At 63.7% G+C, this 20,901-nt stretch carries 14 protein-coding genes; 6 read left to right on the forward strand and 8 right to left on the reverse strand.

Annotation, left to right across the window (positions count from 1 at the left end):
• The first annotated feature begins 66 nt into the window (after positions 1–66).
• Positions 67–969, forward strand: coding sequence for a LysR family transcriptional regulator (locus tag AB4037_RS28580; protein ID WP_434955670.1), 903 nt, complete (start codon positions 67–69; stop codon positions 967–969).
• A 17-nt stretch (positions 970–986) separates the two neighbouring features.
• Here AB4037_RS28580 and AB4037_RS28585 read toward each other — a convergent pair whose 3' ends face one another.
• From AB4037_RS28585 to AB4037_RS28600, 4 genes are all read right to left on the reverse strand, one after another.
• Positions 987–1,730 carry an SDR family oxidoreductase gene (locus AB4037_RS28585; RefSeq protein ID WP_434955671.1) on the reverse strand — a complete coding sequence of 248 codons (744 nt, stop codon included), beginning with the start codon at positions 1,728–1,730 and terminating at the stop codon, positions 987–989.
• A 120-nt stretch (positions 1,731–1,850) separates the two neighbouring features.
• Positions 1,851–3,122: a sugar ABC transporter permease gene (locus tag AB4037_RS28590; protein ID WP_441773796.1), complete on the reverse strand. Its 1,272-nt coding sequence runs from the start codon at positions 3,120–3,122 to the stop codon at positions 1,851–1,853.
• Entirely contained in the window at positions 3,119–3,970 is an 852-nt protein-coding gene (locus AB4037_RS28595) for an ATP-binding cassette domain-containing protein (RefSeq protein WP_434955673.1), read from the reverse strand. Before AB4037_RS28595 ends, AB4037_RS28590 begins: the two co-directional genes overlap by 4 nt.
• Positions 3,971–4,161: 191 nt before the next feature.
• Complete coding sequence (locus AB4037_RS28600) at positions 4,162–5,232, reverse strand: ABC transporter substrate-binding protein (protein WP_434955674.1); 1,071 nt, start codon at positions 5,230–5,232, stop codon at positions 4,162–4,164.
• Between the two features lie 667 nt (positions 5,233–5,899).
• Here AB4037_RS28600 and AB4037_RS28605 point away from each other — a divergent pair.
• Positions 5,900–7,297, forward strand: a complete 1,398-nt coding sequence (locus AB4037_RS28605) for a glycerophosphodiester phosphodiesterase family protein (protein ID WP_441773797.1) — start codon at positions 5,900–5,902, stop codon at positions 7,295–7,297.
• 106 nt (positions 7,298–7,403) lie between these two features.
• Positions 7,404–7,784, forward strand: a complete 381-nt coding sequence (locus AB4037_RS28610; RefSeq protein WP_434955676.1) for a hypothetical protein — start codon at positions 7,404–7,406, stop codon at positions 7,782–7,784.
• Between the two features lie 27 nt (positions 7,785–7,811).
• On the opposite strand, the gene AB4037_RS28615 is transcribed toward AB4037_RS28610, so the two are convergent.
• Entirely contained in the window at positions 7,812–8,339 is a 528-nt protein-coding gene (locus AB4037_RS28615; protein WP_441773798.1) for a DUF1697 domain-containing protein, read from the reverse strand.
• A gap of 146 nt (positions 8,340–8,485) precedes the next feature.
• Positions 8,486–8,968, reverse strand: coding sequence for a MarR family winged helix-turn-helix transcriptional regulator (locus AB4037_RS28620; RefSeq protein WP_441773799.1), 483 nt, complete (start codon positions 8,966–8,968; stop codon positions 8,486–8,488).
• 44 nt (positions 8,969–9,012) lie between these two features.
• Here AB4037_RS28620 and AB4037_RS28625 point away from each other — a divergent pair, with 44 nt between their 5' ends.
• Positions 9,013–10,527 carry an FAD-dependent oxidoreductase gene (locus tag AB4037_RS28625; RefSeq protein WP_441773806.1) on the forward strand — a complete coding sequence of 505 codons (1,515 nt, stop codon included), beginning with the start codon at positions 9,013–9,015 and terminating at the stop codon, positions 10,525–10,527.
• A gap of 80 nt (positions 10,528–10,607) precedes the next feature.
• Here the strand turns inward: AB4037_RS28625 and AB4037_RS28630 are convergent, their stop codons facing one another.
• Positions 10,608–12,596: an ABC transporter substrate-binding protein gene (locus AB4037_RS28630; protein WP_441773800.1), complete on the reverse strand. Its 1,989-nt coding sequence runs from the start codon at positions 12,594–12,596 to the stop codon at positions 10,608–10,610.
• Between the two features lie 501 nt (positions 12,597–13,097).
• On the opposite strand from AB4037_RS28630, the gene AB4037_RS28635 reads away from it, so the two are divergent.
• A complete protein-coding gene (locus AB4037_RS28635; protein ID WP_434955680.1) occupies positions 13,098–14,882 on the forward strand; it encodes an MFS transporter in 1,785 nt (594 codons plus the stop codon).
• A gap of 146 nt (positions 14,883–15,028) precedes the next feature.
• Positions 15,029–19,798 carry a DUF3320 domain-containing protein gene (locus AB4037_RS28640; protein WP_441773801.1) on the forward strand — a complete coding sequence of 1,590 codons (4,770 nt, stop codon included), beginning with the start codon at positions 15,029–15,031 and terminating at the stop codon, positions 19,796–19,798.
• A gap of 89 nt (positions 19,799–19,887) precedes the next feature.
• On the opposite strand, the gene AB4037_RS28645 is transcribed toward AB4037_RS28640, so the two are convergent.
• Positions 19,888–20,292: a RidA family protein gene (locus AB4037_RS28645; protein WP_441773802.1), complete on the reverse strand. Its 405-nt coding sequence runs from the start codon at positions 20,290–20,292 to the stop codon at positions 19,888–19,890.
• Between the last annotated feature and the right edge of the window lie 609 nt (positions 20,293–20,901).

Consider the following 20,901-nt stretch of genomic DNA (forward strand, 5'->3'; position numbering starts at 1 on the left):
TTAGGCTTCTCGACCCATCACGTCCAATATATGGTAACGGTATTATTCATATCTAAAGGATATGGCATGATCGAACTACGCCATCTTCGCTATGCCGTGACCGTTGCGGATGAGGGGCATGTGACACGCGCGGCCGAGCGCCTCGGCATCCAGCAGCCGCCGCTCAGCCAGCAGATCCGTGCGCTGGAGCGTGAGGTCGGCGCGCCCCTGTTTCAGCGCCTGCCCCGCGGTGTGCGCTTGACCGAGCCGGGGCGGGTGCTGGTGGAGCGAGCCCGGCTCGTCCTGCAGGATGTTGATGCGGCATTGGAGGCGGCGAGAAGGGCGGCGCGGGGCGAACAGGGCAGGCTTGCGGTCGGCTATACGACCTCGGCTGCCTTCCATCCGCTGGTCTCCGCCGTCATGCGTGGGCTGCGGGAGGCGGCGCCCGGTATCGCGCTCTCATTGGAGGAAGGCAGCACGGGCGATCTTATCGAGCTGCTGCGCGCCGATCGGCTGGACGCGGCCTTCGTCCGGGCACCGGCCGCGAGCCCCGACGGACTTATCGTGGAGCCTCTCCACATCGAGGAGATGCTGGTTGCCCTGCCGGACCATCATCCGCTTGCCGCAGCTTCCTTGCGCCGGCAACGCTTGTCGCTCGGCGCTCTTGCAAACGAGACCTTCGTTCTCAATCGCCGGCCCTCCGGCCCGGGCCTCTATGACGACATCATCGCGGCCTGCCGCGCCGCAGGGTTCAGCCCGATGGTAGGGCAGGAAACGCCGCGGATGGTCTCGACGCTGAGCCTGGTCTCGGCCGGTCTCGGCCTCTCGATCGTGCCGGCTTCCATGGCGAAATTGGAGACGAACGGCATCGTCTATCGCCGGCTCGATAAGACGACGCGGCTGGCCGCGCCGCTCTATCTCGCCCGCCGCGAGGATGCACCGAGCCCCGTCTTGGCGAGGTTCCTGGATATGATACGTCGACAGGCCTGACTCTTGGTATGCCGACGTCAGAGATCGTTGGCCTGGGGGAGGATCACCAGGTCGCGGATGGTGACGTTGCGGGGACGGCTGAGCATGAACATCACTGCATCAGCCACTTCCGTCGGCTGCATAAGATCGCCGGCCGCCAGGGCCGCGTCGAGCTTGGCCTTGGGCCAGTCGCTGATCAGGGCGGTGACCACGGGTCCGGGCTGGACGGCGCCGACACGGATGCCGTGCTTGGCGACCTGGCGCCTGACCGTATGGACGAAGGCCTGCACCGCATGCTTGGAAGCGGTGTAAACAGGCTCCCACACCACTGGGATCATGCCGGCGACCGACGAGGTGACGATGATGTCGCCGGTCTTGCGTTCCACCATATGCGGCAGCACTTCGCGTATCGTGCGGAAGGCGGCATTGATGTTGAGATTGAGCATGCGATCCCAGGCGTCGGGATCGCCCTCGACGACCTCGCCGCCGATATAGGAGCCGGCATTGGCGTGGAAGATGTCGAGCTGGCCTGTTTTGTCGAGAATCTCAGGCATCATCCGCGACACGCTGGTCGGATCGAGCAGGTTGGTCACCACCGGGATGGCGTTCGGGCCGAGTTCCTCGCAGATCGTCTTGAGGGCATCCTCGGCGCGGTCGACGAAGACGACGCGGGCGCCGGCCGCGAGCAGGGCCTTGGCGCATTCGAGGCCTATGCCCGAAGCTGCGCCGGTGATGGCCGCGACCTTCCCCGAGAAATTCTGGCTGTTGAAATTCTGTTCCATGAACGGCGTCTCCTCGATCAGTTCCGGGACGGCGCATGCCTCCCGCTGGGACTTTGAGTATCTCGGGAAAATGAGCCGGCGAGCTCTTGATCGGTAACAGTTCGCCGGCTCGGGACAGGGTCAGGCGCGGCCGTGGGAGACGCGGGACCTGCGGGCCAGGGAGTCGACGATCACGGCGATGGCGAGCACGGCGCCGGTGATCATGTAGCGCAGCGAGGAGGACAGATCGAGCAGCGTCAGGCCGCTCGAAATCGCCTGGATGACGATTATGCCGAGCAGGGCCGAATAGGCACTGCCACGGCCGCCGAACAGGCTGGTGCCGCCGATGACCGCCGAGGCGATGGCATTGAGGTTCACCTCGCCAGTGCCGGCCTGCTGGCTGGCGGAAGCCAGGCGCGCCGCGGCCAGGATGCCGCCGATGGCCGCCAGGCCTGCGCAGGTCACGAAGGCGGAGGCATAGATGAAGCGGACATTGATACCGGCGCGCCGCGCCGCCTCGCGATTGCCGCCGACGGCGGTCATCGAGCGGCCCCATTTGGTGCGGGTCAGCGCGTAGTTCATCACCACGACCAGGACGACGAACAAGGTGAACATCCACGGCACGCCGCGGTCCTGGTTGAGATAGAACACCACGAGTTCCAGCGCCACGATGATCGCGGCAGCGCGCAGCAGGATGAAGGCGAAGGGACGGGCGGATAGCCCGGCTTCGCGGCGGCGGGCTGCGGTGCGAAAATCGGCATAGAAGATCACCACGCCGGCGATGGCGGCGAGGGCGTAGGAGATGATGTGAGGCATCACCAAGGTCTGGCCGAAATCCACCACGCCGGAGCCATAAGGCAGGTTGATGGAGCCGGTCGAGCCGAGCAGATAGAGCTGCAGGCCGAGCACGGCGAGCAGGCCCGCCAGGGTAGCGACGAAGCTCGGCATACCGAAACGGTTGAACAGGAATGCGTAGACGGCGCCGATCGCCATGCCTGCCAGGACCGCGGCGGGAATGGCGAGCGCCACCGGCCAGTTCATGTTAACCCACAGCACGCCGAGCAAAGCCGAGGACAGGCCGCTCACCGAGCCGACCGAAAGGTCGATCTCGCCCAGCATCAGGATGCAGACGATGCCGAGGGCGATCACGCCGACTGTCGAGCAGTCGAACAGCAGGTTGACCAGATTGTTGGCCGAGAGAAACACCGGACTCAGGCTCTGGAACACGATGCAGATCAGGATCAGGCCGACGATCACCGGTAGGAAGCCGAGATCGCCCGAGCGTATGCGTTCCAGGAAGGCGCTGATGGCGCCGCCGATGCTGTCGTCATGCTTCACGCGGACATCGGCGCGGTCGAGCGGCGTTTTGGCGGTAGCCGGTTCAGACCGACTTTGGTCGATGTTGCTGCTCATGGCCGGCTCTCCTGGCTCTGGCTCTGCCTACCCTCGGTGGCGCCTTGTCCCTGAAGCCGCGTGGCGCGCCGGGACACTGAATTCTCCGCGGTGCCGGTAATGGCGCTGATGAGGTCTTGATGAGAATCCTCAGGCGTGAAGACCCCGTTGTTGCGCCCGAGCCGGAGCACCACGATGCGGTCGGCGACGGCGCGGACGTCGTCCATATTGTGGCTGATCATCACCACGCCGAGGCCGCGATCGCGGACGCGCTCGATGAGATCGAGCACTTCGGCGGTCTGTGCGACGCCGAGGGCTGCCGTCGGCTCGTCGAGCAGGATGATCCTGGGTTCGAGCAGGAGCGAGCGGGCGATGGCGACGGTCTGGCGCTGGCCGCCGGACAGCGAGGCGATGGGTTCGCGCACGCTCGGAATGCGCGCCGACAATTCGTTCAGCAGCTTCCAGGCCTTGATCTCCATCGAGACCTCGTCGAGCCGGTAAGGTTCGAGTTCGCGACCGAGGAAGATATTGGCGACCGAGTCGAGGTTCTCGCACAGGGCCAGATCCTGGAAGACGGTGGCGATGCCGAGATTGAGGGCGTCGCTCGGCGTCGAGAGTGTCACCGGCTTGCCGTGGAAGGTGATGGTGCCGGAACTGGGTTGGTGGACGCCGGCCAGCACCTTGACCAGGGTCGACTTGCCGGCGCCGTTGTCGCCGACCAGTGCCACCACCTCGCCGGCATGGACGTCGAGTTCGATATCGGTCAGGGCCGATACGGCGCCGAAATGCTTGGAGACATTGCGCAGGCTCAAAATGAGCTCGCCCATGGGCGCGTTGGCCGATGTGGAACTGGGAGAAAGGTCAGTCATGCCGGAATCCTTTCATGTGTGGGATCGGGAAGGCCTGGCTGCTGGAGGGGTTCGAACAGATGCATTTGGCCGTGGCGCCATCCTCCTGCGAGGCAGCATCCTGCGATATCCGTCAATGTATAAAGCCGGAGACTGTGTGGGCAGCCGCGATCTCCCGGCCGCTCGGGGCGGCCGGGAGGGCGATGGCATGCTTACTGTGTGATGCCGAGCTTCTTGCAGCCTTCGGCATAGCGTCCGCCGCAGAGCTGATCTGCCGTGGCGATCTTCTTGTCGATGATCTCCGCCTTCAGGTTCTCGGAGGTCACGATGACCGGCACGAACAGCTTGGAGGGCGTGTCGAACAGGGTGGCCTCAGCCTTGGGGGTCTTGCCGCCAAGGAGTTCGAAGGCGACATCGGCGGCGGCGGCGGCGACGATCTCGCTCGGTTTGGAGATGGTATTGTACTGGTCGCCGGCAATGATCAACTGCAGGGCAGCGAGGGTGGCATCATTGCCGGTGACGGGCGGCACGGGGTCGAAGCCGGCCGCCTTGAAGGCTGCGATCGCGCCGCCACCGGTGCCGTCATTGGCAGCGACCACGCCGACGATCTTCTTGCTGAAGCGCGAGATCTGGCCACTGGCCCATTGCTGGGCGTTTGAAGGCAGCCAGTTGGGCGTGTCGAATTCGGCCAGGGTCTTGTAGCCGCCGCTCTTCAGGCCCTCATGGATGCCGTCGCGGATCAGCCGAGCGGCGGCGTCGGTCGGCGAGCCGTTGATCTGCAGCACGCCGGTGTCCTCGGTCGGCGCCTTCGTCGCCTTCAGATGCTCGACCAGGGATTCGGCAATGGCCTTGCCGATCGCCTTATTGTCGAAGGACACGTAGAAATCGGCCTTGGCGTCGGGGATGGGGCGGTCATAGGCGATGACCTTGATGCCCTGGCTCTGGGCCTGCTTGACCATGGAGGCCGCGGCGGCCGAGTCGACCGGATCGAGCACGATGACCTTGGCACCCTGCGTGATCACCGAGTTGAACTGCTGCTGCTGCTTGGAGATGCTGGCGTCGGCGTTCTGGTAGAGTACCTTGCAGCTCTCGCACAGCTTCTTCATCTGGGCGACGAAGCCGGGATGATCATGTTCTTCATAGCGGGTCGAGCCCTGATCGGGCATGAGGAACGCCACGGTGGCGTCCTTGACGGCGGCGTCCTGCGCCAGGGCAGAGGCGCTGCCAAGCAGGGACAGGGCGAGGACGGCGATGCCGGTCGATTTCAAGGATGTGAGTTTCATTCGGGCTTTCTCCCTAGGACTTTATGATTGTTCGAATGATCGATGGTGACGTTGCGCGGCCGAGATTGGTCTGGTGTCCGCCGCGTTCCGGGATGGAGCTTGGCGGTACAACGCATTGGCTGGCCGCAGGGTACCAAGGCGCTGCTATTTTTTGATCGGCGCGTCAGACCCGGCTTGCCGCGGGACCATGGTCAACTGGAAGAAGCAGGGTGATTGGGAGCGCTGGCGCGTGATCCGCGGCGCGTAATGTCGTTTCGAGCCGGCATGACGTGGATTGGCGATAATGCTCGCAGCGCCTCTCCCGGGCCGGTTTCGGATCCCTGGGCATGACCGTCTCCCCCAAATGCGGCCGGCTTGACCCTGCCGCTCTTGCCGTCGAGCCAATGGCTCTCCAGTCCCATTAAGCTAACCCGTTGGGGAAACTACGTGCCACCACGTTTCACGGGTTGTGGTGATACTTTTTTGATCGCTGAGGCGCAGATCCGGCTGTCTTCCCAGCCGGGGCCCGTTGCGGGTCAAAAATGATGCGTCCGTGTTTCGGCCGGACATGGCACGGCGTGGTTCTCGTCGACTTGCTTCACCGGTCATCCGGTTGTCAGAAAATTACGACAAGAACATAGGGGCGGGCATTCAGGGGCGATGGCGAGCAAAGGGTGGAGATCCGGTCATGAAATTTGGTTGCGCGAGATGGAATGCTCTTGTCGGTGTGGCTTTGCTCGGCGCTGCCGCCGTGGGCATGGCCCCGTCTTCGGCAGTCCTTGCTCAAACCGCTAGCGCACCGACAGGCGCCAAGTCTTTTCTGACCCTCGACGGCAAGCCGCCGCTGGTCATCGGACATCGTGGCCTGCCGGGCCTCGCGCCGGAAGAGACGGAGGCTTCCTATGATCTGGCCGCGGCCCTCGGGACGGATGCGCTGGAAGAGGATCTGCATTTGACCAAGGATTGCGTGCTGGTGGCGCGCCACAATCCCTGGCTGAGCGACAATACCAACGTTGTGGAGGTGGCCAAGACCAATGCTGAGGTCGCCGCCCGCAGACGCACGGTGCCCGGGGTCACGGTCAAGGTGAAATGGCCCCAGTCGCCGACCAGCGGACCTGCCGAATACCTCACCGACCTGACCGATCCGGCCAATCCCCAATCGGTGCTGAAGTCCCTGGTTGTCGACGGCGAAGACCATACCAATGATTGGTCGATCACCGATTTCACCATGGCCGAGCTGAAGAATTGGGTCGCCGGCACCACCTATGACGCGGCAAATGAGCGGCCGAAGGTGTTCAACGGCAAGTTCCCGATCCTCAGCTTCCAGGAGGTCATCGACATCGCCAAGGCCAAGAGCAAGGAAACCGGACGCCCGATCGCCGTCTATCCGGAAACCAAGAACCCATCCTGGAACAATGCGCAGGCCATCGCCAATGGCTGCGGCGCGCCGGGCAGCCGTCCGCTCGAAGATGCCCTGATCAAGATCATCAAGGACAATGGCCTCAACACCAAGGAAGCCCCCATCCTGGTGCAGAGCTTTGAGCCGAGCAGCTTGAAATATATGCGCAAGCACGGTCTGGAGACCCGGCAGGTCCAGCTCATCGATGGGGATGGCATCGACTTCAAGACCGGCAAGGTCCTCTATGACGACATCACCAATTCCCGCCCCTTCGATTGGACCGTCTCGGGCGACCCGCGCTGGTTCGACGCCATGCTGAGCCCGACGGGCCTGGCGGAGATCAAGAGCTATGCCGACGGCATCGGTCCCTGGAAGCCTCAGATCGTCTCGCTCAAGATCTCGCCCTGGAAGGAAATCAATGCCGATGGCACGCCCTTCAAGGGATCGACGCCTGATGCTTCGACCCAGGATCCGACCAGCCTCGTCGCCGACGCGCACAAGGCGGGCCTGTTCGTGCATGTTTTCACTTTCCGGAACGAGAAGAAATATCTGGCCGCCGACTATCGCGGCGATCCGAGCCTGGAATATCTGAAGTTCTTCCGCCTGGGCGTGGATGGCGTCTTCACCGATTTCACCCATACGGGCGTCGGTGCCCGCGCCGCGTATCTGCGCGAACTCGGTTGGTAGGAAACCGCCATCACAAATCCGTATGAAAGCGGCAATGTCGGCGTAATCCCGATCTAGCAAGATCCCCGAGCGCGGGCGGAACGGCATCGCGCTCTGGACCTTCGACATGCGGATCTATTTCCTCTGCCTTTGGCTGCTCGCTCCCTTGGCTGCCCTGCCGGTGCTGGTTTCCACGCCCAAGCCGGTGACGGTTGTTGCCAATCCGTGGCAGGACCTCCTGATGCTCGAGGTCATGGCGACCGAAACGATCGCGCTGGCTTCGAAGGAAGATCTGGAGGCCGCCGAGAAGCGGATCGGCGATTTCGAGGCGGTCTGGCAAAATGCCGAGATCCATGTGAAGCCCTGGGACGGCAGGCTTTGGCGGCTGATCGATCAGGCGATCATGCGGGCAGGCGCGGAATTGCGTGGCAGCGAGCGCAGCCCGGTCCGAGCGCGGGCAGCCCTGTCGAGCCTGCTGGCTGCCTTGAACAGCCGGGTGGGTGGATGATGATTTTGGCTGTCCTGCGCAGCAACGTTACACGGCCAGTTTCAAGACCGTGTTCCAGTTGCGGCCGGTTACCAGCGTACCGAGATGGCGCTCGATCAGCTTGGTGGTGAGCTTGGAGCGGCCGATGCCGTCCGGGTAATGGGCATAGAGGCAGCGCTCACCGGCGGCGATGCGTTCGCGCCCCTGGATCGCTGCGCGCAAGGAAGCGAGCGCGGGGCCGGCAATCTCGCCCTTGCTGGGGAGGGCGAGCAACTGGGCGGGGTGCGCTTCTGCCTCGATCTGGAAGGGATTGGCTGCGATCAGGGCCTGCCATTCCGGCATGGTGCGGATCATGAAGGCGGCCGGGACGCCGAAGCTCTCGGCGACAGCCTGTTCCCAGCGCTGCTCCAGATCCGGCACCGCTGCCTCGCCGGCCTCGAAGGTGAGGTTCCCGCTTTGCAGCAGGGTTGTGACCCCGATGAAGCCGAGGCTTTCGCCGAGGGCGCGCAGTTCGGCCATCTTGATCGTCGAGTTTCCCCCGACATTGATGGCGCGCAGCAAGGCGATGTAGCGCATGATCGGGCCCTCGATCGGGGAACGCACGATGTCGGGCTATAAGCCAGACTCGATGCAATTGGGGGGGATGATATCGGCGATTTCAGCACTGGCTTCGTGTGTGCGGTCAAGCCAATTCGATCATGGAGTGGCAGGTATCCCGTAGGTCATTCCGGGGAAGTCGCCGTGATGTCGTCCGCAAATCTGCGCATGAGCCGCACGAGCTCGCTAAAGTCGCTGTCCTCCCATCCGGCAAAGATCGCACGGCCCATCTTCTCGCGAGCGGCATCGACCAGATCGGTCATCGCCTTGCCTTTGGGCGTGATGGTCGCCTCGCGAATACGTCGATCGGCAATGCTGCCCTGACGATCCACCAGGCCGAGGCTCTCCAGTTTTGCCACCTGCCGGCTGACTGTCGTGTAGTCGCGCCCCACGCGGTCGGCCAATTCCACCACGCCGATCGGGCCGAGCCGCTCCACCATGACCAGCAACGGAAACAGAGCGCGATCGAGAGAGATGCCGGCTGCCCGCACCATCGCCTCGTCACGCTGGGGGCGGTTCATCACGCTGACGATGTCAATCAGAGCGCCGTGAAGCTCACGCAGCAGCGAGCTAATATGTGTATTTTGCACATTGTTGGTTGACGACATATTCAGTCTCCTATTATGTGCATATTACACATATGGAGCAGGCCATGACAAAGCATTTTGCAGTTGACGTTCTCATTTGCGGGGCAGGGGCGGCCGGGTTGACGCTGGCTATCGACCTCGCGCGGCGTGAGGTGTCCTTCCGGCTGATCGAAAAAATGGACAAGCCGTTCCACGGGTCGCGCGGCAAGGGGATCCAACCGAGAACACTGGAGATCTTCGAGGACCTCGGAGTTTTGGATCGGATCGCGGCGGCGGGCGGACCCTATCCGCGGCAGCGCCACTATCACGATGACGGCAGTCACAGCGATTCCGAGCTCATGGAGCAGCAGGCCTCGATACCGGCCGAACCGTATCGCACCCCGTTGATGCTGCCGCAGTTCATGACCGAGAGCATCCTGCGCGAACGTCTTGCAGAATTGGGACATCGCCCTGAATTTGGATCTGAGCTGGTTGGCCTTGACCAGGACGAGGCCGGTGTATCGCTGCGGATCGCCGGCAGGGCGGGCGAAGAGAACATTCGCGTGCGCTGGCTTGTCGGCGCCGATGGCGGCCGCAGTTTCGTGCGCCAGGCGCTCGAACTGGGCTTCCCGGGCAGGACGCTCGGTGTTCGCGCCATCGTCGCCGACGTTTCCCTGACCGGTTTGAACCGGGATGTCTGGCATCGTTTCGGGGACAAGGACATGCAGCGGCAGATCTCGCTTTGTCCGCTCGCGGGAACCGACCTTTTCCAGATACAGGGACCGGTTTCACTTGAAGGCGACGTCGATCTCTCCGCCGAGGGGCTGAATGCCATGGTCGCCCAACGCACCGGCCGGGACGATATCCAGGTGGGATCCGTCTCCTGGGCTTCGGCTTTCGCCATGAACGCCCGGCTGGCCGATCAGTATCGCGTCGGCAGCATATTCCTGGTTGGGGATGCGGCGCATACGCACCCTCCGACCGGCGGGCAGGGGCTCAATACCGGCGTTCAGGATGCCTATAATCTCGGCTGGAAGCTGGCAGCTGTTCTGGCTGGCGCCCGCGACCAGCTGCTCGATACCTATGAGGAGGAGCGGCGCCCTGTAGCCGCAGCCATGCTCGGCCTTTCGACAAGTCTGCTGGATGATCTCAAGCGCGGCGAGATACGGCGTGGCCGCGAGACGCAGCAGCTCGATATCGGCTATCCCAAGTCGTCGCTGGCGATCGAGCGGCCGACACGACAGGGTGGCGTGCTTGCGGGGGATCGTGCGCCGGATGCCCCGGTCCGGGGCGCGGCCGGTCAGCCCCTGCGCTTGTTTGACTTGTTCAAGGGACCGCACTGGACGTTGCTCGTGTATGAGGGCAATCCAACAGCCCTGCCATCGCGTCGCGGGCTGCATATCCACGGCGTCGGCGAGCAGGGCGGCATCGTCGATCACGCCGGCCATGTCGGTGGCATCTACGCCCTCATGCCGGGAGACTGGGTGCTCGTGCGGCCCGATGGCTATGTCGGGGCCATCCTTGCTTCTTCCGAAATGGCGCTGCTGGAGCGCTATCTTGAGGAGGTGGGCCTCGGCCGGCCGGAACAAGCGCAGCCATGACCCATGGCAGTGCAAGGGCGAGCTGGTCGGGGTCGGCCAGCCCGGCCGGCCGCATGGACCTCGCCGCCCCGGCCAAGGCCTTATTGTGGTGAGACGAAGAAGAAATCCGCGGGTGGCAGCGAGCCGTAGACATAGGGTTCCTGCCGGTTGCCCGTGATATCGAGCACGTCCTGCCGGACGAAGCGGAAGATCTTGTTGATCTCCACGCCCGGCTCGACCAGGCGCTTGGCAAGGGAGAGGGCGAAGGGGCTGTTGGCCTGATCGCCGTCGGCGGCCGTCGTACCTTCCTTTGCAGAATAAACCACCAGGGTGGCGCCGGCCGGCTCAACGCGCGAAAGCCCGCGATCGATCGAACGGCTCGCCACGCTCAGCTTCATCTGAGCGATGAAGGGATTGTTGCGACAGGCATCGAGCACCACCAGCTTGAGCTTGCGCGCACCATCGAGCGAACTCATCACCCGCTCCAGCGGGACGGCCTCGTCAGGAACGTCGCGATCGGATTCGAGTACGGCGTCCAGCGGGATCAGATAGTTCTTGTTGTCCACTTCGATGCCGTGACCGGCATAGTAGATGACGGCCCAGTCCGATTGGTCGGCCTTGCGCGCAAAGGCTTTCAGCGCCGCGATCATGCCGGCGCGATCGAGGTCGTGCGCAACCGTGACGTCGTCCACTCCGGTCTGGTGCAGCGCCTGCCCGATAAGGTCGGCATCGCGCAGGGTGTTCGGCAGCTGGGACACCGAACGGTAGGCCGAATTGCCGATGACCAATGCGACGCGGCGAGGCGCTTGGCCGGCGGTGGCGGCGGTCGTGTTGGCATCAGGAGCAGTCTTGACGATGGGAGTGGTTTTGGCAACGGCAGGCGTCTCGATAACAGGCGCGGGCTTGGACGCGTCCTGCGGCGTTTCGATCGTATCGCCGGCATTTTCCGGCAGGGCGTCGGCGACCGCAAGCGGGGCCTGCGGTTCGATCGGCTCATAGGTGATAGTGCCGTCGCCACCCTTCTGCCAGCGGTAGACGATCAGATCGGGCGTGGTACGATCGCCCTTGGCGTCGAAGGCGATGTCGCCGAGTACGGTGTGGAATGCCTCGCCGCCATGCATCACCTCCGCCATGCGCCGCGGATCGGGCGTTCGGGCCTGTTTGGCCGCCTGCTGGAAGACCTGTACCGCGGCATAAGCATAGAGTGCGTAGCCTTCCGCGAGGTCGGGTGCGGTACGGATGACGTCGGCGGCCGCGGGGTTCTTGCCGGGCTGGGGAGAGAAGGTCATCAGCGTGCCGATCACGGCATCGCCGCCGATGACGGGAAACTCGCTGCCGGCCAGGCCGTCCCCGGAAAACAGCAAGGTCCTTTGGCCTCGTTGGCGCAATTGCCTGAGAATAAGGCCTGCCTCGGTGTAAAGGCCTCCCCAGAGCAGGAGATCGGCTCGTGCCTTGCCCAGCCGGTCGACGATGGCGGAATAGTCCTTCTCGCCGACATCGACGCCGGCCTCCAGCACCGGCTTGAAGCCCGCTCGTACGAAGGCATCGCGGGCGCTATCCGCCAGCAACCGGCCATAGGTGGTCTTGTCATGCACGATCGCCACCCTCTTGCCCTTGAAGTTCTTGGCGGCATAGTCGGCCCAGACGCCACCATGGCGATCGTCGCGGCCAGCGACACGGAAGACGTTCCACAGGCCGCGCTCGGTCACCTTCGGATTGGTGGCGGAGGGGGAAATCAAGAGCATGCCGTGCTCGGCATAGACCTCCGAGGCCGGAATGGTAACGCCCGAGTTGAAATGCCCCACCACCAGCTTGACGCCCTGCGCCGCGAGCTTGTTGGCGGCCGCCACGCCCTGTCGGGGATCGGAAGCGTCGTCGGCGATGACGATCTCCACCCGCTGCCCGGCGATGCCGCCCTTGGCGTTGATGGCCGCCACGGCCGCCTCGGTGCCCTTTCGCATCTGTTCGCCGAAGCCGGCGTTCGGTCCAGTCATGGGGCCGGCCACGCCGAGCTTGATCTGGGCCCCTGCCGGTGTTCCTGTCGAAAGGCCTATCGCCAGGAGCAGGCAGGTCAACCAGGCCATCCGCATAGCGGGTTCCTTTCGGTGTTCGGAATAACCTCAACTATAGGTTGTAGCGTATGATACGGCATCGCACCCGGCAGCGACAATCATCTCGGTAACACGTAGCGGCCGAAGCAGGATGGTCCGGCCTGGGACAAGAAGGGCAAAGCCGCGCGCGGGCCTTTCGGCATCGTGTTCTTGGTGGTGTAGCATTGGGGCGGCGAGCAAGATGCCCGGCCCGGGGAGCCAAACGCCTTAACGTTGCTAAGTATAACTTGAATCACGATTTGACGCTGCCAAGTAACTATGAAACCGTCAGAGCTTGAGGTGTGCGGTTTTTCCGGACAGAGTCGCCGGCGCGCGCCGAAGCTTGATTGAACAGCGTGATGATCGTCTGAGGAAGCCTGCGCTTCAGGCATCGTCCACCGGCACGACAGCCGACAACGGACCGGATCAACGGCCGATGAGGAAACAAGACATCCGGCACGGGTTCGCTGGGCTGCGCCCGGCCGGCGGGGGAGAGCATCGATGTCAGTCAGTACGGCAAGTGTGGACCCTTCGGCGCCGATGAGCAGGGAAGACAAGAAGGTTATCTTCGCCTCTTCTCTAGGCACGGCTTTCGAATGGTATGATTTCTTCATTTATGGTTCATTGGCGACCTATATTGCCGCCCATTTCTTTTCTTCGCTCAGCGAGACTGCAAGCTTCCTCGCCACGCTGCTGGCCTGGGCGGCGGGCTTCATCGTCCGGCCCTTCGGCGCTCTCGTCTTCGGTCGCGTGGGCGATCTGGTCGGACGTAAATATACCTTCCTCGTCACCATCACGCTGATGGGCGCTTCGACCTTTCTGGTCGGCCTGCTGCCCAGCTACGCGTGGTGCGAACAAAATCTCGGCGTCGGCGCCATCGCGCCCACCATTCTGATTGCGCTGCGTATCGTACAGGGCCTGGCTCTCGGTGGCGAATATGGTGGGGCCGCGACCTATGTGGCCGAGCATGCGCCCGCCAACAAGCGGGGTCTTTATACGGGCTGGATCCAGGCAACGGCGACCGGCGGGCTCCTGCTCTCGCTGGTCATCATCCTGTTGATCCGGCAATACATGTCAGAGGCGGCCTTCAGCGCATGGGGCTGGCGCATCCCCTTCTGGATCTCGATCATCCTGCTGCTGGTTTCGGTGTGGATCCGAATGCAGCTCGCCGAGAGCCCGTCCTTCGTCAAGATGAAGGAGGAGGGGGCAACCTCCAAGGCGCCGTTGAGCGAAGCCTTCCTGAAGTGGTCCAATCTCAAGATCGGCCTGATCGCTTTGTTCGGCATGGTCGCGGGCGAGGCCGTGGTCTGGTATTCGGGGCAGTTCTACGCCTTGCTGTATCTGACCAAGACCTTGCGCGTAGACCTGACCACTGCCTCGCTGCTGCTGGGCGTTGCCCTCGTCGTCGGCTTGCCACTTTTCGTGTTCTTCGGCTGGCTGTCCGACAGGATCGGCCGCAAATGGATCATGCTGCTGGGCTTCCTCCTGGCAGCGGTGTTCTATCAGCCGATCTTCAAGGCCATCACGCACTACGCCAATCCGGCGCTCGAGACGGCGCTCGCCAAATCGGCCGTCACCGTCACCGCCGACCCGGCCGATTGCTCGGTGCAGTTCGACCCGATCGGCACCGCCAAGTTCACCTCCTCCTGCGACGTCGCCAAGAATTTCCTGGCTTCGAGCTCGGTGTCCTACACCAACGAGGCGGCCGCACCGGGAACGCCGGCATCGGTGAAGATCGGCGATACGGTGATCCCGTCCTATGTCGCGACGGGGCTTGATGCCGCCTCTGCCAAGGCCAAGAAGGCCGAGTTCACGACGGCGCTCTACAAGGCCTTGAAGGATCACCAATATCCTGTGTCGGAAAAGCAGGCGCCTGTGAAGGATGCCAGCGGTGCCGTCGTCAAGAACCCGGATGGTACCGACAAGACCGCCACCACCTATGCCATGGCGCCGGCCGATCCGGCCGGGATCAACAAGCCGATGCTGGCTTTGATGCTGATCACGCTTATCGTCCTGGTTACCCTGGTCTATGGCCCGATGGCGGCGGCCCTGGTGGAACTCTATCCCACCCGCATCCGCTATACCGGCATGTCCTTGCCCTACCATATCGGCAATGGCTGGTTCGGTGGCCTGGTACCCTTCGTGATCTTCGCCATGGTCGCGGCCAGCGGGGATCTCTATTACGGCCTGTGGTATCCGATCGTCGTCGCGGCGGTGGGCTTCATCGTCGGCATGCTCTTCGTGCCTGAAACCAAGGATCGCGATCTCGACAACATCCCGTCCTGATCGCCTCGCAACACGACAGGAAACGGCGCGGCGCCTCGGTGTCGCGTCGTTTCCTTTTTGGTGAGGTATTTCGCGCCAACCAGCGGTGTCACGCTGGAAAATCGAACCTCCGCGAGTATAAACTGGCCATGGAGGGGTTCGAATCAATGTCTGACAATTTGGTGCGCAGGCGCCTGCTGGAACAGCGGCAGGCTCTGCTCGATCTTGGCCTGCGCAATCGGCTGATCAACCTGCCGATGCGGACCAAGGGCGTGCGCACCATCGAAATCGTCGAGGCGAGGGCCCCCGAGACCTATGAACTGCTGGCGGCCGGCAAGGCGCTCACTTTTCTGCCCGGACGCGAGCCGGAAGAGGCAGCACGGGGCGAACTGGCCATCGAGGAGATAACCGCCGCTCCGCCGGCGGCCCCGGTGGACGCCAGGCCGAGCAGCGAGGCCGTGGCACCGGCACCCAACCGGTTGCAGACCCGCCTGGCCGCCGAAGCCCTGCAGAAGCGCTTGTTCGATATCTGGTACGATGCCCGCACCATCGAGGAGGAGCAGGGCGTCAATATTCTCTACCTCGCCTTCGGCCTGCTGCACTGGTACGAGGACGATAAATCCGACATCGCGCGCCATGCCCCGCTCGTGCTCCTGCCGGTGCGTCTCGAGCGTTCCAGCGCCGCCGAGCGTTTCAGCCTGCGTGCGCGGGGTGAGCCAGCTTCGCCCAATCTGTCGATTCAGGCCAAGTTGCGTGGCGATTTCGGCCTGGTGATCGAGGATTTTCTCGATGAGGACGAAGTCGATATTCCCGCCTATGTCACCGAGATCGCCAGGACGGTTTCCGGCAAGGCGCGCTGGGAGGTGTTGCCGGATGCGATGGTGCTCGGCTTCTTCTCCTTCGCCAAATTCCTGATGTATCGCGACCTCGATCCGGACAATTGGCCTGACGGCAGCGCCATCCACGACCATGGGCCGGTGGCGGCCCTGCTGGGGGAGGGCTTCGAGGCCCATGAGCCGATCGTTCCCGATGGTCAACCCATCGATCCGGTGATACCGCCGCCGGCGCTCAATCACGTGCTGGACGCCGATTCATCCCAGGCCGTCGCCATCGAGGAAGTGCTGCGCGGGCGCCATCTGGTGATCAAGGGGCCGCCGGGCACCGGCAAGAGCCAGACCATCGCCAACATCATTGCAGGTGCCGCCCTGCAGGGCAGGAAAGTGCTGTTCGTGGCGGAGAAGATGGCGGCGCTGGACGTGGTGCATCGGCGGTTGCGCCAGGTTGGGCTCGGGCCGATGACGCTCGAATTGCACTCGACCAAGGCCAATAAGCGCCTGCTTTTGGAGGAGTTGCGGCGAACGCGCGAGCTTGCCCAGAAAGCGGCCGTCCAAGATCCTGGCGTGACTTTGCGCCTGGCCGAGACCCAGGCTGATCTTAACCGGCATGCGGCGATGCTGCATGAACCGATAAGGCCGAGCGGCATCAGTCCCTATCGGCTGCTGGGCCAGCTTGTCGCCCTGCGTGAGGCGGGTGGGCTCGCCGGCTTTGCCGTCGAGGGCGCCAGCCAGTGGACGGGCGAGCAGGCGCGCACCAATCGGGAGTTGATGGCGGAGCTCGCCGAGCGCCTCGCCACGGTGGGGAACCCTGCCACCAGCATCTGGCGCGGCGTAAGGCGCGATGCCATCGATCCGGCCGAACTCGAACGCCTTGCCGGCCTGATGCGCAGCGTCGAAGCGGATCTGGAAGCCGTGGAAGAGGCCGCAACCGGCGTCATCCAGGATTTCGGGCTCGAAGTCGTGACGATCCGCGATCTCGATGCCGTCAGGCGCACCACCTGCGCGGCATCGTCGCTGCCCGCCCATGCCGACCGGCACCTTCTCGCCCAATCGCTATGGCGTGATGACGCCGGCACCCTCGGCGAACTGGTCGCTCTGGGACGGGCCCATTGCAAGGTTATCGAAGCGATGGCACGGGTCTACAGGGCGGAAGCCTGGACGGCGGATCTGCGGCCGATCCGCGAGGAACTTGCCACGCGCGGCTCGTCCTTGCTGCGCTTCTTCTTCGGGCGCTATCGCAGTGCCAAGGCTCAGTTCAAGGCCTTGCTCGCCATCGAGATGCCCGGCGATCTCGCCAAGCGGCTCCAGCTTCTCGACGGCATGATTTCGGCGCAGGACCTTCGCCGCCGTTTCGAGAGCCAGAAAGATTTGGGCGCGCGCGCCTTCGGCGCGCTCTGGGCCGGCGACAAGTCCGACTGGGACAAGCTGCAAGCCATCACCGATTGGTGGCGGGACCATCGCCATCCCGCGCTCGCGCGTGATTTCTTGGAACGGCTGGCTGCCCGGCCGCGCGGCAGGGACCTCGGCGCCATGGGTACGGTGATCGTACAAAGCGTGCCGCGCCTGTTCGAGGATCTGGAGGCACTCAGCAACTTCCTCGATTACGACCTGGAGGGCGGTCACGGCATCGTCGATTGTGCGGACCTGGAGGTTGCGGCCCTCGCGCGGCAACTGCGCCTCTGGCTGGCCAATCTCGAAAGCATCACCCGCTGGATTGCGTTCACCCATCGCTGCCGCGTGGCTGGAGAGGCCGGCCTCGGCGGTCTGGTGGACGGCTTGCTCGACGGCCGTATCCCGGGCGACAGCCTGGTGGCGACCTTCGAGCGAACCTATTACGAGGCCTTGCGCGAGGACGTCTTCACGCGGCACCCCGATCTCAAGCGTTTCGACGGCGAATTGCAGAACCGCACGGTCGAACATTTTCGCTCGCTCGACAGGGCCCGCATCGCCCTGGCGCGCGAGAGCGTGGCCCTCAAGCATTTGCGTGAACGCCCGGCTTCGGCCGGCGGCATCGGGCCATTAGGCGTGCTCAATGGCGAGTTCGCGAAGAAGCGCAATCATCTGCCGATCCGGCAACTGCTCGACAAGGCCGGCCCTGCCATTCAGCAGCTCAAACCGGTGATGATGATGAGCCCGCTCTCCATCAGCCAGTTTCTCAAGCCGGGAGCGCTCGCCTTCGATCTGCTGGTCATCGACGAAGCTTCCCAGGTCGAGCCGGTCGACGCCCTCGGCGCGGCGGCAAGGGCGTCCCAGATCGTCGTGGTCGGCGACGAGCGCCAATTGCCGCCGACACGCTTCTTCGCCAAGCTGACCGGCGAGGTGCCGGAGGAGGAAGGGGACGAAGAGACCTTCAAGGCGAGCGATGCTGAAAGCGTCCTTGATCTCTGCCTCGCCAAGGGCATGTCCTATCGCCAGCTCAACTGGCATTATCGCTCGCGGCACCAGTCGCTGATCGCCGTTTCCAATCGCGAATTCTACGATAACCGCCTGCTGGTGGTGCCGAGCCCGCATGCCGGCGGTCGCCTCCCCAGTGGCGGCGCCGGGGGGGCGGAGGCGGTGGGCTTGATCTTCCGCTACCTCCCCAAGGCCGTCTATGATCGCGGCAACAGCCGCACCAATGCCGAGGAGGCCAGGGTCGTGGCGCAGGCGATTATGGCGCATGCCCGCCATCGCGCCTCGCAGTCACTCGGGGTGGCCACCTTCTCGGTGGCGCAGCGCCAGGCCATCCTCAAGGAACTCGAACTGTTGCGGCAAGCCAATCCCACGACCGAGGTTTTCTTCAACCGGGAAGGCAACGAGCCCTTTTTCGTCAAGAATCTGGAGAACATCCAGGGCGACGAGCGCGACGTCATCTTCATTTCGGTGGGCTATGGCCGCAGCGCCGAGGGGTATCTCGCCATGAGCTTCGGCCCGCTCAATCTCGACGGCGGCGAGCGGCGGCTCAATGTGCTGATCTCGCGGGCGAAGTATCGCTGCGAGGTCTTCTCCTCCCTCCGCGGCGAGGATATCGATCTCGCGCGCGCCAATGCGCGCGGCGTCGTGGCGCTGAAGCTGTTTCTTACTTTCGCCGAGACCGGCCGGCTCGATCAGCCCGTCGAGACCGGCAGGGCGCCCGATTCGCTGTTCGAGGAGCAGGTCGCCAGCCAGTTGCGGGCGCGGGGCCATCAGATCGCGCACCAGATCGGCAGCGCCGGCTTCTTCGTCGACCTCGCGGTGGTGGATCCCGATCGGCCGCAACGCTTCCTGCTCGGCATCGAATGCGACGGCGCCCAATATCACGCCTCGCGGTCGGCCCGTGACCGCGACCGGCTGCGCCAGCACGTGTTGGAAGGGCAGGGCTGGGTGATCCATCGCATCTGGTCGACGGATTGGTATCTGCGCCCGCGGGAGGAACTCGGCAAGGTCGAGGACGCGATCGACCAAGCGAGGGCGATCTGGCGCAAGCGGGATGAGGAACTCGCCGTGTCGGTCGAGCCGGAAAATGGGGCGGAGGAAGAGCCGTTGCCGCCACCGGCCGATGAGCCGCCGGCGGAGCCTGATGAGGTGCCTGCGCCATCCTCGCCCGCGCGTCCCTATGTCGAGGCGCGCCTCAGCATGACGGGCACGGCGGAACTGCACGAGGTGCCGACGGCGCGCATGGCGGCTTATGTGGTCGGCGTGGTCGAGGTCGAGGGGCCGGTGCATGAACAGGAGATCGTGGCGCGCATCCGCGATTCCTTCGGCCTGGCCCGGGCCGGCAACCGGGTGCGCGAAGCGGTGCAGGACGGCATCGACGTCGCTCGCGTCACCAGCAAGATCGTCGGCGGGCCCTTCTACAAGCTGCCTGATGCCCCAGTGGTTCTGCGTGATCGCTCCGTGGTGGATAGCGCCGGCCTCCGGCGTCCCGACATGCTACCCGATGAAGAGGTCGAAGCCGCCTTTCTAGCCGTGATTGCCGCCAATTACGGGGCGCCGCGTGACGCGCTGATCGTGGCGGCGGCTCGCTTGTTCGGCTTTGCGGCAACCAGTTCCGTGCTGAAGGAGCGGCTCGACGACGTGCTGACGGTGATGCTGTTCAAGGGGCAGCTCAAGCTGCAGAATGACCTGATCGTCAGCGGTTGAGGACCTGCTTTCGGCGCTGGCACTCGTCCCGGCCCGAGCCGTTCATCCCGAAAATCCGCATCCGTTGCGTAACTATACGTGCTTGCCGATCACGCATCGTCGTCGACGACGGCGATGGCGTCGACCTCGAGCATGTAGTCGGCGTGCGAGAGGGCAGCTACGCCCACCAGGGTGTCGGTGGGCTTGTGCACGCCGAACAGGGAGATCCGGCCTTCCTCGATCTGGGACAGGTAGTCCCGTTTGTAGTCGGCCACGAAGATGGTGAGCTTGGTGACCTGGTCCGGTCGTGCGCCGGCAGCAGCCAGGGCCAGGCCGATATTGGCGAAGACCTGCGTTGCCTGGGCGACCATGTCGCCGCGGCCGACCAGATTGCCGTGGGGATCTTCGGCGACCTGGCCGGCAATGAACACCAGCCTGCTCCCCTTCGACACGACGACATGCGAATAGGTCTGCGGCGTTGGAATGCCGTCCGGATTGATGCATTGCAGCGGCATCTTTAAAGTCCTTTCGGAAGGGGGGATGGGACTTCGATCACACACAGAGGCCGGCGCCGCACGGGGATAGTCACCGCGTCGGAGGCCATGAAGCGCTTTTTCTCGCCCCGGAAACGGTGAGGCGAACGCCAGAAAACGGACAGCACCGTCGCGGCGAAACGGGTGCGTCGTTAATCTCTTTTTTCCTATATTTTCAAAGTGATGCGCAAGCTTGTCAAACTTGGCTGGTTAGACGGCACTTTAACACGGTCCGGACACCGGTCAGACATGTCCTGGAAAGGTTTGCCGGGCATGATGCAACCCTCGCTACAAAGGGTCGTGTCATGTTCTATGCGTTGCTGTTCGCCTTGGCCTCGGCCTGCTGCCTCTATTATGTCAGCTATGACATCTGAAAGCGCCCGACCCATCACATTGGCGTAGTTTCTAGAGAAGAGTGCGGTTTCTTTGAATCACACTTTTTCTCTAGAGCATCGGACATTTAATCGTACGCATATCCAGCGGCGTTAAGATAGTTCCAGCATTCTTTTGGGCTGAAGAGATCGCAGATATCGCCGATTGCGTTCCAGAGTTGTTCGAAAGTTCGAGCGGCAGCCGCCCTCAGATGGGCTT

Origin of the sequence: Labrys sp. KB_33_2 (genome assembly GCF_052114505.1) — a bacterium.
GTDB lineage: Bacteria > Pseudomonadota > Alphaproteobacteria > Rhizobiales > Labraceae > Labrys.